The organism is Rhizobium terricola (assembly GCF_012927355.1).
GTDB classification, from domain to species: domain Bacteria; phylum Pseudomonadota; class Alphaproteobacteria; order Rhizobiales; family Rhizobiaceae; genus Allorhizobium; species Allorhizobium terricola.
Genome location: NZ_JABBGK010000001.1, coordinates 125566 through 142077, shown reverse-complemented (window position 1 = coordinate 142077; position 16512 = coordinate 125566). Strand labels below are relative to the sequence as shown.

The following is a 16512-nucleotide window of genomic DNA, read 5'->3' as shown; positions in this document are numbered from 1 at the left end:
CTCATCTTGCCAAGGAAAGAGACATCGCCCACTTGTAAGTCTAGCGAAGCCTTTCGCGCTATTTTTGAGGGGAGTGTTTCATGCCTTTTGCCGGTCCCGATATTGTCGTCATCGCGCTCGTTGCGCTGGTCATTCTTGCTCTCTTCGCCGGCATCAAGACAGTGCCGCAGGGCTATCGCTATACGATCGAGCTTTTCGGACGTTATACCCGCACGCTGGAACCAGGCCTCAACCTGATTATCCCCTTCATCGAGCGGATCGGCTCCAAGCTCAACGTGATGGAACAGGTGCTTGACGTCCCGACCCAGGAAGTCATCACCAAGGACAATGCCAGCGTCTCGGCTGACGCGGTCGCCTTCTACCAGATCCTCAACGCCGCCCAGGCCGCCTATCAGGTTGCCAATCTCGAAAACGCGATCCTCAACCTCACCATGACCAACATCCGTTCGGTCATGGGCTCGATGGACCTCGATGAACTGCTCTCCAACCGCGAGGCGATCAATGACCGTCTGCTGAAGGTGGTCGATGAAGCGGTCGGCCCCTGGGGCATCAAGGTGACGCGCGTCGAGATCAAGGACATTCAGCCGCCGAAGGACCTAGTCGACGCCATGGCCCGGCAGATGAAGGCCGAGCGCGAGAAACGCGCCCAGGTGCTCGAGGCCGAAGGCTTCCGCAACGCCCAGATCCTGCGCGCCGAGGGCGCCAAGCAATCGGCAATCCTGCAGGCCGAGGGTCAGCGTGAGGCCGCCTACCGCGAAGCCGAAGCCCGCGAACGCCTGGCAGAGGCCGAGGCCAAAGCCACGCGCTTCGTCTCAGACGCGATCGCCGCCGGCGACGTCAATGCGATCAACTACTTTGTTGCCCAGAAATACACCGAAGCGATGGCCGCGATCGGGTCCGCGCCGAATTCAAAAATCGTGCTGATGCCAATGGAAGCCTCCAGCCTGATCGGCTCGCTCGGCGGCATCGGCGCGATTGCACGCGAAGTCTTCGGCGACCAGCCCGCCGCAAAGCCACGCCCCGTCGCTCCACCCGCGCCCGCTGCTGCACCGACTCGCACCACGCCGACCGTCAATCCCTTCGCGCCGAACCAGGAGAACTGAGGCATGTTCGCCCGCGTCATCGCAGAACTCGGACCATGGAGCTGGTGGCTGCTCGGCCTCCTGCTGCTTGCCGCCGAACTCCTGATGCCCGGCGTCTTCCTGGTCTGGATCGGCATCGGGGCGCTGGCGACCGGGATCCTGTCGCTGCTTTTCTGGGAAAGTGCCGCCTGGGGCTGGCAGGTCCAGCTTCTGGTCTTCGCGGCACTCGCCGTCGTCGCCACCCTGCTCGGGCGGCGGTTCCTGTCGAAGCCCGATCTCGTCACCGACGAACCCCTGCTCAACCAGCGCGGCGCGAGCCTCGTCGGACGGACCGCGACGCTTGCCGAACCGATCGCCGAAGGTCGCGGCCGGGTTCGCCTCGATGATACCTACTGGCCCGTCATGGGACCTGACCTGCCGGTCGGCACAAAGGTGAAGATAATCTCGTCCAACGGCCGCGATCTGACGGTCGAGCCGGCCTGATCAGGCCACGCCGATCCGCAAGAGATCGTGGAAGTGCACCAGCCCGATCGGCCGGTTGTCCTCGTCGACGACGAGGAGCGCGCCGATGCTGTGCTGGTTGAGGATCGCCAGTGCCGCGGTCGCGAGCGTGCTCGGCTTGATCGTCTTCGGCGTCCGGGTCATCACGTCGTCGACCGAGAGTTCCGCGAGATTGCGCGACAGGTTGCGCGCCATGTCGCCCTCGGTGACGATCCCGGCCAGCTTGCCGTCATCGTCGAGAACGGCGACGCAGCCGAAATGCTTGTGCGACAGGGTGACGATCGCCTCCGGCATCGGGGTTCCCTGCCTGACGAGCGGCAGGCGGTCGCCGGTGTGCATGATGTCGCGCACATGGGTCAGGCTCGCACCCAGCTTGCCGCCCGGATGGAAGACGCGGAAATCGTTGGGGGTGAAGCCGCGCGCCTCGAGCAGCGAGATCGCGATCGCATCGCCCATGGCAAGCTGCAGCACGGTCGAGGTGGTCGGCGCCAGGCCGTGCGGGCAGGCTTCCTGCACCTTCGGCAGAAGCAGCACCACGTCGGCCTCGCGCGCCAGTGTCGAGTTCTCGCCGGCCGTCATGGCGATCAGCGGGATCGAGAAGCGCCGCGAATAGGAAAGGATACCCTGCAGTTCCTGGCTTTCGCCGCTCCATGACATCGCGAGGATCGCGTCGTCGCGGCCGATCATGCCCAGATCGCCGTGATTGGCTTCCGCCGGATGGACGAAGAAGGCCGGGGTCCCGGTCGAGGCAAAGGTCGCGGCGAGCTTGGTGCCGATGTGACCGCTCTTGCCGACGCCCGTGACGATCAACCGGCCCGAAATCCCGCCGATGATATTGACGGCGTTGCAGAAGGGGCCGGCCAGTCCGTTGGTCAGGGCCTCTTCGAGGGCCACAAGGCCGTTGCGTTCGGTCGTGACGACCCTCAGAGCCGATTCGATGGCACCGGCTTCGACGAGATTTACAGCGCGCTTGATCATGGCGGACCCTTACTGCTTTTGCCCATGGCTGTCCACTCGAAGACCGAGATCCCCGCCGGAACCGCACTCTTTCCCATCGGACGCGTGGGGAAAAGCAGGCATTCCGCCGCATCCCCGGTCGCCCGACGAAGACGCACGTTCCAACCCGGCGATCGAAACCAAACGTTAACCACATGGCTTTACGTTTGGGTAAGCATTTAAGAATTGCCGGGCAAAATCCAAATGGTTCAGACAGAAAAGACCGAAGCGGAGGGCGCGCGCCGCCGCCTGTCCGCGGCATCGGCCGGTCTCCTGGCCTGCGGCCTGTTCGGCCTTGCCGATCCGGCCGTCGCCCAGAGCACTTCGACCTCCACCACCTGGACGCCGCCGTCAGCTACGCAGACCGGAACCACTGGCAGCACCGCGACCAACGGCGCGACGACAACCGCCGCCACCGGCACGACAACTGCGGGGGCCACCGCGCCCGCCGACAATCTCACGACCCAGTCGACCGGCACCGCCCAGACCGGCGCGCTCTCGGATCCAGAAGCGGATCTGGACGCGCAGCCCGAAGATTTCGGACGGCAGAACCTGCGCGAGACGACCCTCGACGATCCGACGGCCTTCCGCACCCGCCGCGACGCGGGGAACGAGCCCGACGGCATTCGTCTCGGCACGATGGTGCTGCGCCCTTCGCTGAGCGAAAAGATCGGGCACGAGAGAACCACCAGCGGCGGCACGGAAGAGAGCCGGACCTTTTCGGAAACGGGGCTGAAGGGCACGCTGACGTCCGACTGGTCGCGCCACGAGCTGACGATCGGCGGTGAAGGCTACTGGCAGAAGAACCTGGCGGGCGAAGGCGCGGAAAACCCGCGCGCCGGCATCAACGCCGATCTCCGCCTCGATCTCGCCGACGACACGATCGCCCATGTGAAGGGCGGCTACAATTTCAGCCGCGAGGACAACGACGACCCGAACGCCATTTCCGGGGCAACCGTGCAGTCGGGCGTCCACCAGTATTCGGGCGGCGTTTCCGTCGAACATGATTTCGGCAGGCTGCGCGGCACGATCGCTGCAGACCTGAACCGCTGGCAGTATTCGGACGCGGAACTCGCGGACGGCACGAGCCTCGGCCTGACGGACCGCAACCGACTGGGCGGCGAATTGCGCGGCCGCATCGGCTATGAGATCTCCCCCGCCCTCACCCCCTTCGTCGAGGTGGCCATCGGCAGGATTCGCTACGACGAGACGACCGACTCGGATGGCTATGCCCGCTCCGCCGACACCTATTCGGCACGCGGCGGCATTGCCGCCGATTTCGGCGACAAGCTGAAGGGTGAGCTGGGCCTCGGCTATGAACGTCAGCGCTTCGAGGACGACCGGCTCGGTGATCTCTCGGCCTTGACGGTCGACGGCAATGTCACCTGGTCGCCGCAGCAGGGCACCGATGTCGACCTCGGCCTTTCAACGACGATCGACCCCTCCACCACGCCAGGGCTCAGCGGTTCGGTGATCTATGCGCTCAACAGCGAAGTCACCCATCAGCTCCGCAGCAATCTTGTCGCCCGATTGTCGAACTCGGTCGAATGGACCAACTATCCCGGCGGTGCCGGCGCGAGCGACGCGACGTCCTACACCACGGGCGCCGGCCTCACCTGGAGCATCAACCGCTATCTCGACCTGACTGCCGACGTCGAATACGAGCGCACACTTTACGACGCCGCGGCCGACAGCAACGCGCTGCGCACCTCGATCGGCCTGACCGCGAAACGCTGAAGCCGGACGAGAATGGAGAAAACGACAAAGGCCGCGCCCGAACCGGACGCGGCCTTTGTCGTATTTGTCGGGACAGTCGGCTTATTTGAGAGCCGCCAGAAGCGCCTTCAGGGGCTCTTCGATCGACGGCCGGATATCGGCGCGCTCGATGGCGAAGGCGACGTTGGCGAGGATGAAGCCATCCTTGGCGCCGCAGTCGAAGGTCTGGCCCTTGAAGTGATAGCCGGCGAAGGCCTGCTGCTTGGCAAGCTTGAGCATGCCGTCGGTCAGCTGGATCTCGTTGCCCGCGCCACGCTCCTGGGTTTCCAGGATCGAGAAGATTTCCGGCTGCAGGATGTAGCGGCCATTGATGAAGAAGTTTGAAGGTGCGGTGCCCTTGGCAGGCTTCTCGACCATTTCCGTGATGCGGAAGCCGCCTTCAAGCGCCTCACCGACACCGACGATGCCGTATTTATGGGCCTGCGACGGATCGCATTCCTCGACAGCGATGACGTTTCCGCCGGCCTTCTCGTAAAGCTCGACCATGCCCTTCAGGCAGCCCTTTTCGCCGCGCATGATCATGTCGGGCAGAAGAAGCGCGAAGGGCTCGTTGCCGACGATGTCGCGGGCGCACCAGACCGCGTGACCGAGGCCGAGCGGCTCCTGCTGGCGAGTGAAGCTCGCGGAACCGGCGGTCGGCAGCAGGTCCTCCAGGAGCGTCAGCTCCGCATTCTTGTTGCGGGCCTTGAGAGTCTGCTCGAGTTCGAACTGGATATCGAAATAGTCTTCGATGACGCCTTTTCCGCGGCCCGTCACGAAGACGAAATGCTCAATGCCCGCCTCGGCCGCTTCATCCACCACGTACTGGATGACGGGCTTGTCGACGACGGTCAGCATCTCCTTCGGAACGGCCTTCGTGGCCGGAAGAAAACGGGTGCCGAGACCGGCGACAGGAAATACGGCTTTACGGAGTTTATTACGTTGGACCACACATTCCTCCTCGAGGATTCTGCCAAGGCGTCTTCATTACGCGCTTGCCCTCTAGTATATATTTACTACCATTTCGCAAAGGTTTCGAAGGCCGCCGCGCCATGGTAAAGACTTTGTTGACGGCTGCTGCCTTAACGTAGGCTGAACAGCCTCCAGATCGGCTGGAAAAGAACCGTAGGACAACGGGGAAGTTCCCATGACCAGACAAAATCGCAAGCTTCTCGGAGCCCTTGCCATTTCCCTCGCCGCCAGCCTGCTACCCGGCACGGCATCGGCAGACGCTGGCTTCAAGAAATGGATCAACGGCTTCTATGCCACCGCCGCCAAGGCAGGGATCAGCGAACGGACCTATAATCAGGCCTTCGCAGGCGTCAGCGAGCCCGATCCCTTCGTCCTGGAAAAGGCCGCCTACCAGCCCGAATTCAAGTCCCAGATCTGGGATTATCTCGATTCGCGCGTCAATCCCTACACCGTCAAGATCGGCAGGGAGATGGCGGCACAATACGGCTCCACGCTCAATGCCCTGGAACGCCATTTCGGCGTGGACAAGAACATCCTGCTGGCCATCTGGTCGATGGAATCGAACTATGGCGCAGCGCTCGAAAGGCCGGACCGGCTGCACCACGTGCCGCGCGCTCTGGCGACGCTCGCCTATGCCGACGCCAAGCGCTCGAAATATGCGCGGACCCAGCTGATCGCAGCCCTCAAGATGCTGCAGAACGGCGACGTCGCCTCCAAGAACCTGATGGGGTCCTGGGCGGGCGCGATGGGCCACACCCAGTTTATCCCGTCGAGCTATCTGCTCTATTCGATCGATGCCGACGGCAACGGCAAGAAGGACATCTGGCACTCCATTCCGGATGCGCTCGCAACCTCGGCCAACCTGCTCGCCAAGAACGGCTGGCAGACAGGCAGGACCTGGGGCTACGAGATCGTCGTTCCGGCCGGTGGCAGCGCGCATGCCGGCAAGACCAAGACGCTCGCCCAGTGGGCGGCCCTCGGCTTCGTGCGCCCGAGCGGCAAGGGCTTCAAGAACGGCGCCGAGCGCGCCCAGCTGAAGATGATGGGCGGCGCCAACGGTCCGGGCTTCCTGATGACGAAGAACTTCTTCACCATCAAGAACTACAACGCGGCCGACAGCTATGCGCTCGCCGTCGGCTTGCTCGCCGACGAGATCGCCGGCTACAACGGCATGCAGCAACGCTGGCCGCGCCCGGAGAACGCACTCGACATCAAGGAAAAGTTCGAGCTGCAGAGCCGGATGCAGGCGCTCGGCTACTATGAAGGCGAGATCGACGGCAATTTCGGCTCCGGTTCCAAGGCGGCGATTTCCGCCATCCAGAGCCGGCTCGGCATGTCGGTGGACGGCCAGCCTTCGCGCATCCTGCTCGACAAGCTGCGCAATTGACAATCGTCGGCACCCGCCGCACATATCCGGTAACGCTCCGTTCCTGATGCGGGGCGCTTGGGAGGCAGCAGGCGCATGCGCGTGACAAGGCGGAAGATCGGCGTTCGAGGTTGGCTGGCTTGCCTTTTCACGCTCGCCTTCACCGGCGTGACCGTGCTCGAATCTCCGGCAATCGCCCAGGAGGTTCGCAAGCCCCGGAACCTTCTGGAGCTGCTGTTCGGACCGCGGGAACGGCGTGCTCCAGAGCCGGCCCCACCGCCGCGCAAGGTCAAGACGCCGCGCTCGGTGAAGAAGACCACGACCAGCATCACCAGCATTACCACCGCCCCGAAGCCGCCGGAGCCGGCCCCGAAGATCGAAAACGCCCGCAAGGTGCTCGTCATCGGCGACTTCGTCGCAAGCGGCCTTGCAGACGGTCTCGAGGAGGCCTTCGCCGCGTCTCCGGGTGTGGTCGTCGAGGAGAAGAGCAACGGTTCGTCCGGCCTTGTGCGCGCGGACTATTTCGACTGGCAAACCGAATTGCCGAAGATGATCGTCGAGGCCAAGCCGGCGGTCGTCATCATCGACATCGGCGCCAACGATCGCCAGCAGATGGTAACGGCCGGCGGCAAGCTCGAATTCCGCACCGATGCGTGGTTCCAGGAATATGAGCGCCGCGTCACGGCCCTCGCCAAGGTCGCCACAGATGCCAAGGTGCCCCTTCTCTGGGTTGGCCTGCCCGCCTTCCGTCCGCAAAACATGACCGCCGACGCGCTGACGCTGAACGCCGTCTATCGCCGCTCCGTGGAACGGGTCGGCGGCGAGTTCATCGACGTCTGGGACGGCTTCGTCGATCAGGATGGTCGCTTCATCGTCACCGGCTCCGACATCAATGGCCAGCAGGTCCGCCTGCGCGGCACCGACGGTATCAACCTCACCGCCGCCGGCAAGCGCAAGCTCGCCTTCTACGTCGAGAAATCCGCACGCCGTCTGCTCGGCGACATGACCAGCCCGGATCTCGTGCGCCTTGACGCGAGCAACCTGCCGGAACTGCTGAGCCTGCCGCCGTCCGAGATGAAGAACGTCGTGACCACCCAGCCGATCGACCTCTTCGATCCGGACCTGGACGGAGCGACCGAATTGCTCGGCGCCAAGCCGCTGCCGGTTTCGACGCTCCCCTCGCCCCGCGACCAGCTCGTCAAGAACGGTGCGCTTCCGCCGCCCCCCACCGGCCGTGTCGACGACGTGCGTCTGCTCAACACCGGCTCCACCCAGAAATGAAAAGGGCCGCTAGAGAGCGGCCCGATCCAGTTTTATCCGATGCCCGCGATCAGCGCGGCAGGACGCTCGCCCCCATGAGGGCTTCGTCGATCGCGCGCGCAGCCTGGCGGCCTTCGCGGATGGCCCAGACGACCAGCGACTGGCCGCGGCGCACGTCGCCGGCCGTCCACAGCTTGTCCACCGAGGTCTTGTAGTCGCGATCGTTGGCGACAACGTTCGTCGAGCCGCGGCGGTCGGTGTTGAGGGTCAGCTTGCCGTCGAGTTCCTTCAGCACGCTGTCCGTGAAGGGACCGCGGAAGCCGATGGCGATGAAGGCGAGATCAGCCTTGATGATGAACTCCGAACCGGCGATCGGCTTGCGCTTCTCGTCGACCTGGCAGCACTTCACGCCGGTCAGGACACCATCTTCCCCGACGAATTCGAGGGTGCCGACCTGGAATTCACGGATCGCGCCTTCGGCCTGCGACGAGGAGGTGCGCATCTTGGTGGCCCAGAACGGCCACACCGCGAGCTTGTCCTCGGTTTCCGGCGGACGCGGGCGGATGTCGAGCTGGGTGACCTTCACCGCGCCCTGGCGGAACGCCGTGCCGACGCAGTCCGACGCCGTGTCCCCGCCGCCGACGACCACGATATGCTTGCCCCCGGCAAGGATCGGATCCGACGGCCAGCCGGCGCTGTCGATGTTCTCGCGGCCGACGCGGCGGTTCTGTTGGACGAGATAGGGCATGGCGTCATGCACGCCATGCAACTCGACGCCGGGGATGCCGGCCTCGCGCGGGGTTTCCGAACCACCGCAATAGAGCACTGCGTCATAATCGGCGAGCAAGGTTTCGATCTTCACGTCAACGCCGACATTGACGCCGCAGTGGAAGGTGACGTTTTCGCCCTTAAGCTGCTCGACGCGGCGGTCGATGAAGTTCTTCTCCATCTTGAAGTCCGGAATGCCGTAGCGCAGCAGGCCGCCGGGCTTGGATTCACGCTCGTAGACATGCACCTCGTGGCCGGCACGGCCGAGCTGCTGGGCAGCGGCCAGACCGGACGGGCCCGAGCCGATGATGGCGACCTTCTTGCCGGTATGCACGGTCGCCGGCTGCGGCACGATGAAGCCCAACTCATAGGCCTTGTCGGCGAGCGCCTGCTCGACCGTCTTGATCGCAACCGGGGTGTCCTCGAGGTTCAGCGTGCAGGCTTCCTCGCACGGTGCCGGACAGACGCGGCCGGTGAATTCCGGGAAGTTGTTCGTCGAGTGGAGGTTGCGGATCGCCTCTTCCCACTTGTTGTTGTAGACGAGGTCGTTCCAGTCCGGGATCTGGTTGTGAACCGGGCAGCCCGTCGGACCGTGGCAATAGGGAATGCCGCAATCCATGCAGCGCGCGGCCTGTTTGGTGACCTCGGCATCCGACATCGGGATGGTGAATTCGCGGAAATGGCGGATGCGGTCGGACGCCGGCTGATACTTGGCCACGCTCCGGTCGATTTCCATGAAACCTGTAACCTTGCCCATAGTTCTGATCCTGCTCAATATCTCGTGGACGGCACGCTCCCGTGCCCGAAGGGTGCCCCGCCGATCGACCGGCGGAACGGCTTCGAAAGGCGGTTATTCCGCCGCGACTCCCATGCGCATGCGTTCCATTTCCTCGAGCGCACGGCGGTATTCGACCGGCATGACCTTGCGGAACTTCGGACGGAAGCCGGCCCAGTTGTCGAGGATCTGCTTGGCGCGGGCCGAACCCGTGTAATGCAGATGGTTCGAGATCAGCTGGTACAGGCGCTCCTCGTCGTGGCGGGTCATGTCGCCCGACACGTCGACACGGCCCTTGTGCATCAGGTCACCGCCATGGTGGTGCAGCTTCTCGAGCATGTCGTCCTCTTCCGGAACCGGCTCGAGTTCGACCATCGCCATATTGCAGCGCGAGGCGAAATCGCCGCTCTCGTCCAGCACATAGGCGACGCCGCCCGACATACCGGCCGCAAAGTTGCGGCCCGTGCCGCCGAGCACGACGACCACGCCGCCGGTCATGTATTCGCAGCCATGGTCACCCACGCCCTCGACGACCGCAACCGCGCCGGAGTTGCGCACGGCGAAACGTTCGCCGGCCACGCCGCGGAAGTAGCATTCGCCGGCGATCGCGCCGTAGAGAACCGTGTTGCCGACGATGATCGACTCTTCCGCGACGATCCTCGTGTTTTCCGGCGGACGGACGATGATGCGACCACCCGACAGGCCCTTGCCGACATAGTCGTTGCCGTCACCCACGAGATCGAAGGTGATGCCGCGGGCAAGGAAGGCGCCGAAGGACTGGCCCGCCGTGCCGTTAAGCGTGACGTGGATCGTGTCGTCCTTCAGACCCTTGTGGCCGTAGCGCTTGGCAAGCTCGCCCGACAGCATCGCACCAGCCGAGCGGTCGACGTTCTTGATGTCGACGTCGAACACGACGGGCTGCTTGGCATCGAGAGCCGGCATCGCCTTCTCGATCAGCTTGCGGTCGAGCACGTCGTCGATCGGGTGCTTCTGGCGCTCGGTCCAGTAGGTGGCTTCCTTGGCGGCAGGGACCTTGTGGAAGATCTTGGAGAAATCGAGCCCTTCGGCCTTCCAGTGCGCCAACATGTCTTCCTTCTCCAGAAGTTCGGAAGCGCCGATGATCTCGTCGAGCCGGGCAACGCCCAGAGAAGCGAGGATTTCGCGCACTTCTTCCGCCACGAAGAAGAAGTAGTTGATGACATGCTCCGGCGTGCCCTTGAAGCGCTTGCGCAGGACCGGGTCCTGGGTCGCGACGCCTACGGGACACGTGTTGAGGTGGCACTTGCGCATCATGATGCAGCCGGCGGCGATCAGCGGTGCCGTGGCAAAGCCGAATTCGTCCGCACCGAGCAGTGCACCGATGATGACGTCACGTCCGGTCTTGAGGCCGCCGTCGACCTGCAGCGCGATGCGCGAGCGAAGGCCGTTGAGCACCAGCGTCTGCTGGGTTTCGGCGAGACCGATTTCCCAAGGGGAGCCGGCATGCTTCAGCGAGGTCAGCGGCGAGGCGCCGGTGCCGCCGTCGAAGCCGGCGATGGTGATGTGGTCAGCGCGCGCCTTGGCAACGCCGGCGGCAACTGTGCCGACGCCGACTTCCGAGACGAGCTTGACCGAGATGTCGGCCACCGGGTTGACGTTCTTCAGGTCGAAGATCAGCTGTGCCAAGTCTTCGATCGAATAAATGTCGTGATGCGGCGGCGGCGAGATCAGGCCGACGCCCTGGGTCGAGTGACGGGTCTTGGCGATCGTCGCATCGACCTTGTGGCCGGGCAGCTGACCGCCTTCGCCGGGCTTGGCGCCCTGCGCCACCTTGATCTGCAGCACGTCGGCATTGACCAGGTATTCCGTGGTCACGCCGAAGCGGCCCGAGGCAACCTGCTTGATCGCGGAACGCTCGGGGTTCGCCGAACCGTTGAGCAACGGCAGATAACGATCGCTCTCCTCACCGCCCTCACCCGTGTTCGACTTGCCGCCGATCTTGTTCATCGCGATCGCCAGCGTCGTATGCGCCTCGCGGCTGATCGAGCCGAACGACATCGCGCCGGTCGAGAAACGCTTGACGATCTCGACAGCCGGCTCGACTTCCTCGACCGGGATCGGTTTGCGGCCGAGCGCCTCGGCACCCTTGATCTTGAACAGGCCGCGAATGGTGTTCATCCTGAGCGAGCTCTCGTTCACCATCTCCGCGAACTCGCGGTAACGGTCCTGGCTGTTGCCACGGACGGCATGCTGCAGGGCAGCGATCGAATCCGGGCTCCAGGCATGGTTTTCGCCGCGCATGCGGTAGGCATATTCGCCGCCGATATCGAGCGTGTTGGCCAACACCGGATCCTTGCCGAAGGCCGCGCGGTGACGGCTCACCGTCTCTTCGGAGATTTCCGAAAGGCCGATGCCTTCGATGGTCGTGGCGGTACCGAAGAAGTACTTCTCGACCAGCTCCGAAGAGAGACCGACCGCATCGAAGATCTGCGCGCCGCAATAGGACTGGTAGGTCGAGATGCCCATCTTGGACATGACCTTGAGGATGCCCTTGCCGACGGCCTTGATGTAGCGATAGACGACCTCGTCCTCGGAGACTTCCTTCGGAAACTCGCCGTGCTTGTGCATGTCGAGCAGGGTGTCGAAGGCGAGGTAGGGGTTGATCGCCTCGGCGCCGTAGCCGGCGAGACAGCAGAAGTGATGCACTTCGCGCGGCTCGCCCGATTCCACCACGAGACCAACCGAGGTTCTGAGCCCCTTGCGGATCAGGTGATGGTGCACTGCGGCCGTCGCAAGCAGCGCCGGGATCGCGACGCGGTCCGGGCCGATCTGGCGGTCGGAGAGCACGATGATGTTGTAGCCGCCGCGAACGGCAGCTTCGGCGCGCTCGCAGAGACGATCGAGCATTTCCGGCATGCCCTCGGCACCGCGCTCGGCATCGTAGGTGAAGTCGAGCGTCTTGGTGTCGAAGCGGTCCTCGGTGTGACCGATCGACCGGATCTTTTCGAGATCGCCGTTGGTCAGGATCGGCTGGCGCACTTCAAGACGCTTGGCATGAGCCATGCCGGCATGGTCGAGAATGTTCGGGCGCGGGCCGATGAACGATACGAGGCTCATGACGAGTTCCTCGCGGATCGGGTCGATCGGCGGGTTGGTGACCTGGGCGAAGTTCTGCTTGAAATAGGTGTAGAGCAGCTTCGACTTCACCGACATCGCCGAGATCGGCGTATCGGTGCCCATCGAACCGATCGCTTCCTGGCCGGTGGTCGCCATCGGCGACATCAGGAGCTTGGTGTCCTCGGTCGTGTAGCCGAAGGCCTGCTGGCGATCGAGCAGCGACACGTCGCGGCGCAGCGCCCGGGGTTCGACCGGCTTCAGGTCCTCGAGGATGAGCTGGGTGCGGTCGAGCCAGTCGCGATAGGGGTGGCTCTTGGCGAGGTCTGACTTCACTTCCTGGTCGGAAATGATGCGGCCCTTTTCCATGTCGATGAGCAGCATCTTGCCCGGCTGCAGGCGCCACTTCTTGACGATCCGCTCTTCCGGAACCGGCAGCGTGCCTGCTTCGGAAGCAAGGATAACGCGGTCGTCGTCGGTGACGAGATAGCGGGCCGGACGCAGACCATTGCGGTCGAGCGTCGCGCCGATCTGGCGGCCGTCGGTGAAGCAGACCGCAGCCGGCCCGTCCCACGGTTCCATCAGGGCGGCGTGATACTCGTAGAAGGCCTTCCGCTCGGGGCTCATCAGCTGGTTGCCGGCCCAGGCTTCCGGGATCAGCATCATCACCGCATGGGCCAGCGAATAGCCGCCGCGCTGCAGGAATTCGAGCGCGTTGTCGAAGCAGGCGGTGTCGGACTGGCCTTCATAGGAAATCGGCCAGAGCTTGGAGATGTCCGAACCGAACAGCGGCGAGGAGACAGACGCCTGGCGCGCCGCCATCCAGTTGACGTTGCCGCGCAGCGTGTTGATTTCACCGTTATGGGCGACCATGCGGTACGGGTGGGCGAGCTTCCACGACGGGAAGGTATTGGTCGAGAAGCGCTGGTGCACGAGGGCGACCGCCGACTCGAAGCGCGGATCGGCAAGATCCTTGTAGTAGGCGCCGACCTGGAAGGCGAGGAACATGCCCTTGTAGACGATGGTCGAGGACGACAGCGACACCGGATAGAAACCGGTATCTTCACCCTTGAACTCGTCATAGATGCGGTTGGAGATCACCTTGCGCAGCAGGAACAGGCGGCGCTCGAACTGCTCCTGGGTCGCGGCGTCGCGACCGGCGCCGATGAAGACCTGGATGTGGCGCGGCTCGGTCGCCGCAATGTCCGGAGCCTTCGACAGCGAGGCATTGTCGACCGGCACGTCACGGTAGCCGATCAGGTTCTGCCCCTCGGCATGACAGACGTCGGCGATAATCTTCTTGAAATGGGCGATCTGCTTCTCGTCCTGCGGGAAGAAAAAGTGGCCGACCGCATATTCACCGGCCTTCGGCAGGGTGATGCCCTGCTTCGCCATCTCCTCGCGGAAGAAGCGGTCGGGGATCTGCACCAGAATGCCGGCGCCGTCGCCCATCAGCGGATCGGCGCCGACGGCGCCGCGATGGGTGAGGTTTTCCAGGATGAACAGGCCGTCCTTGACGATCTGGTGCGACTTCTCGCCCTTCATATGGGCAATGAAGCCGACGCCGCAGGCGTCGTGTTCGTTCTGCGGATCATAGAGACCCTGTTTGGCGGGAAGACCATGAACGAGCGTTCGCACCGCGCGCTCTTCGCCGGCTGCGGTGGATGCCTGCATGATCTCTTCGGATGGCGTCATCTTGGTCATTGCCTTCCCTCCAAATTGCGCCCGTAAACCCGGGCCATACCCGCCAGAACCGCTGGCGCCGATGCCGGCGCAGCCGTCCCATTCTGGCGAGAAACGCTCTCACCATCATGACAGACGAACCGAACCGGCTCAAAATTCTCGAATTAGGTCAATTGTTCTGACCTATTTTCTAGCTTTCTATGACAGAAACCGAATGGAGACGCAAGGCGCTCCGACAAAAAATTAACGACCGAAAAGCCGCTTTATTACGAGATGAAAGGCATTCGCGTAATTTTATTGCGCAACCCAGCGCGATACCCACCGCTTATTGCGCAAGCGTATAAAGCGACATCGGTCCGCCGCGGATTGGATTGATCGGCACGGGGAAATCCCTAATCTGCCTCTAGCCGAACCCACCTCTTTCAAACGGAATTATTGTCATGTTTTTCGCCTCAGACAATTGGGCCGGTGCCCACCCAAGGATCGCCGAGAGCCTCGCCCGCGAAGCGGCGGGCTACGCCGCGGCCTACGGCACCAGCGATCTCGACCGGCGCATGGAAGAGCGCTTCAACGACCTCTTCCAGCGCGAGGTCGCGGTCTTCTTCGTCGGCACCGGCACGGCGGCCAATTCGCTGTCGCTTGCGGCCGTAGCCAAGCCGGGCGGCGTTACCTTCTGCCATTCCGAAGCCCATGTCACGGCCGACGAGTGCGGCGCCCCGGAATTCCTGACCGGCGCTTGCCGGCTCTTCCCGGTACCGGGCCCGAACGGCAAGATGGATGCCCAGGCCCTGTCGGCGGCGATCGGCCGCTTTCCGCCGGGCGCCGTCCACCAGGGACGCCCGATGGCGGTGACGCTGACCCAGGCAACCGAGATGGGCACGGTCTATTCCCTGGACGAGATCGAGGCGATCGGCGCCGTCGCCCGTAGCCACGGCCTGCCGCTGCACATGGACGGTGCCCGCTTTGCCAACGCGCTGGTCGCCCTCGGCGCCACCCCGGCCGACATGACCTGGAAGCGCGGCGTCGACATCCTCTCCTTCGGCGCCACAAAGAATGGTTGCTGGTGCGCCGAGGCGATCATCTTCCTGAAGCCGGAACTGGCGACCGAAATGCCCTTCATCCGCAAGCGCTCGGCCCAGCTGTTCTCCAAGACCCGCTTCATCTCGGCCCAGTTCGAAGCCTATCTCGACGGAGGCCTGTGGCTCGATCTCGCGCGAAACGCCAACGGCATGGCCGACCGGCTGCGTGCCGGAATTGCCGCCTCGTCGAAAAGCCGGCTCGCCTGGAACACCACGACCAACGAGATCTTCGCCGTACTCGCCAAGGATGCGGCCACACTCGCCGAGGACAGGGGCGCGAAGTTCTACGACTGGCCGGTGCCGGCCGAAACGCCGGACCTGCTCGGCGAGAACGAAGTCCTGATCCGGCTGGTCACCAGCTTCTCGACAACCGCCGACGAGGTCGACCGCTTCCTCGAGGTCCTGGCCTGATTGCATCCGGAACTGTGCCGGACAAAGGAAAAGGGCGGCCCCGCGGGACCGCCCTTTCTCATTTCACCGAACTGACGGATAGCCCGATCAGGCGACGCGAGCTTCGATCGCCTTCGGTGCGTTGATGGCCTCGGCGCTGATCGAAATCTTGCGCGGCTTCATTGCCTCCGGAATATTACGAAGAAGGTCGATGTGCAGCAGGCCATTCTTCAGCGAGGCGCTGGTCACTTCGACGTGGTCGGCAAGCTGGAAGCGGCGCTCGAAGGCGCGCTTGGCAATGCCGCGATAGAGGAATTCGCTCTGCTCGGCCTTTTCTTCTTCGGCCTTCTCGCCCTTGACGGTCAGCACATGGGCATGCGCCTCGATGCTGAGCTCAGTTTCATCGAAACCGGCGACCGCCATGGTGATGCGGTAGGTCGTCTCGCCGGTGCGCTCGATGTTGTAGGGCGGATAGGTCTGGGCCTGGTCGGGCTGCCCGAGGCTGTCCAGCATGGTGAACAGGCGGTCGAAGCCGACGGTGGAACGGTAGAGGGGGGAAAAATCGACGTGACGCATAAGGTCCTCCTTGAAGCGACTGTTAGCGGTTTTCGCGTCCGGCACCCCTGTTCAGGCGGCGACGGAATGGAAAGCGGTCCCGTTCTGGCAACCACGAAAATGAGATGGGAACGCCCGATCGCGAATTCAAGAACCCGGCAGGAAGGCTCGGCACGGCAGGCGCCTCAAGCGATGAATTTCAAATGAACAGGCGGTTCAGTCCGAGTTCAGTGCGCT

The 16512-nt window shown here is 63.7% G+C and carries 11 protein-coding genes; 6 read left to right on the top strand and 5 right to left on the bottom strand.

Annotated features, from left to right (window positions below):
* Positions 1 to 80: 80 nt before the first annotated feature.
* Together HHL25_RS00575 and HHL25_RS00570 are read left to right on the top strand one after the other, a co-directional pair.
* Positions 81 to 1103, top strand: a complete 1023-nt coding sequence (locus HHL25_RS00575; RefSeq protein WP_169586234.1) for an SPFH domain-containing protein — start codon at positions 81 to 83, stop codon at positions 1101 to 1103.
* 3 nt (positions 1104 to 1106) lie between these two features.
* The gene (locus HHL25_RS00570) at positions 1107 to 1565 is read left to right on the top strand and encodes an NfeD family protein (protein WP_169586232.1); all 459 of its coding nucleotides are present in this window, start codon (positions 1107 to 1109) and stop codon (positions 1563 to 1565) included.
* Here the strand turns inward: HHL25_RS00570 and HHL25_RS00565 are convergent, their stop codons facing one another.
* The gene (locus tag HHL25_RS00565) at positions 1566 to 2561 is read right to left on the bottom strand and encodes a KpsF/GutQ family sugar-phosphate isomerase (protein WP_169586230.1); all 996 of its coding nucleotides are present in this window, start codon (positions 2559 to 2561) and stop codon (positions 1566 to 1568) included. It lies immediately after the preceding gene.
* A gap of 222 nt (positions 2562 to 2783) precedes the next feature.
* Here HHL25_RS00565 and HHL25_RS00560 point away from each other — a divergent pair, with 222 nt between their 5' ends.
* On the top strand, positions 2784 to 4316 hold the full coding sequence (locus tag HHL25_RS00560) for an outer membrane beta-barrel protein (protein WP_169586228.1): 1533 nt from the start codon (positions 2784 to 2786) through the stop codon (positions 4314 to 4316).
* Between the two features lie 81 nt (positions 4317 to 4397).
* Here HHL25_RS00560 and galU read toward each other — a convergent pair whose 3' ends face one another.
* A complete protein-coding gene (gene galU / locus HHL25_RS00555) occupies positions 4398 to 5285 on the bottom strand; it encodes a UTP--glucose-1-phosphate uridylyltransferase GalU (protein ID WP_169586226.1) in 888 nt (295 codons plus the stop codon).
* Positions 5286 to 5481: 196 nt separating this feature from the next.
* Between galU and HHL25_RS00550 the strand changes: the two genes are divergently transcribed.
* Positions 5482 to 6693, top strand: a complete 1212-nt coding sequence (locus HHL25_RS00550; RefSeq protein WP_169586224.1) for a lytic murein transglycosylase — start codon at positions 5482 to 5484, stop codon at positions 6691 to 6693.
* 75 nt (positions 6694 to 6768) lie between these two features.
* Positions 6769 to 7953: an SGNH/GDSL hydrolase family protein gene (locus tag HHL25_RS00545; RefSeq protein WP_169586223.1), complete on the top strand. Its 1185-nt coding sequence runs from the start codon at positions 6769 to 6771 to the stop codon at positions 7951 to 7953.
* A gap of 49 nt (positions 7954 to 8002) precedes the next feature.
* Here the strand turns inward: HHL25_RS00545 and HHL25_RS00540 are convergent, their stop codons facing one another.
* Complete coding sequence (locus HHL25_RS00540; protein ID WP_169586221.1) at positions 8003 to 9457, bottom strand: glutamate synthase subunit beta; 1455 nt, start codon at positions 9455 to 9457, stop codon at positions 8003 to 8005.
* 93 nt (positions 9458 to 9550) lie between these two features.
* Complete coding sequence (gene gltB / locus HHL25_RS00535; RefSeq protein WP_246701721.1) at positions 9551 to 14242, bottom strand: glutamate synthase large subunit; 4692 nt, start codon at positions 14240 to 14242, stop codon at positions 9551 to 9553.
* 449 nt (positions 14243 to 14691) lie between these two features.
* On the opposite strand from gltB, the gene HHL25_RS00530 reads away from it, so the two are divergent.
* On the top strand, positions 14692 to 15741 hold the full coding sequence (locus HHL25_RS00530) for a threonine aldolase family protein (protein WP_169586217.1): 1050 nt from the start codon (positions 14692 to 14694) through the stop codon (positions 15739 to 15741).
* Between the two features lie 87 nt (positions 15742 to 15828).
* On the opposite strand, the gene HHL25_RS00525 is transcribed toward HHL25_RS00530, so the two are convergent.
* The gene (locus HHL25_RS00525) at positions 15829 to 16296 is read right to left on the bottom strand and encodes an Hsp20 family protein (RefSeq protein WP_169586215.1); all 468 of its coding nucleotides are present in this window, start codon (positions 16294 to 16296) and stop codon (positions 15829 to 15831) included.
* Positions 16297 to 16512 lie beyond the last annotated feature (216 nt).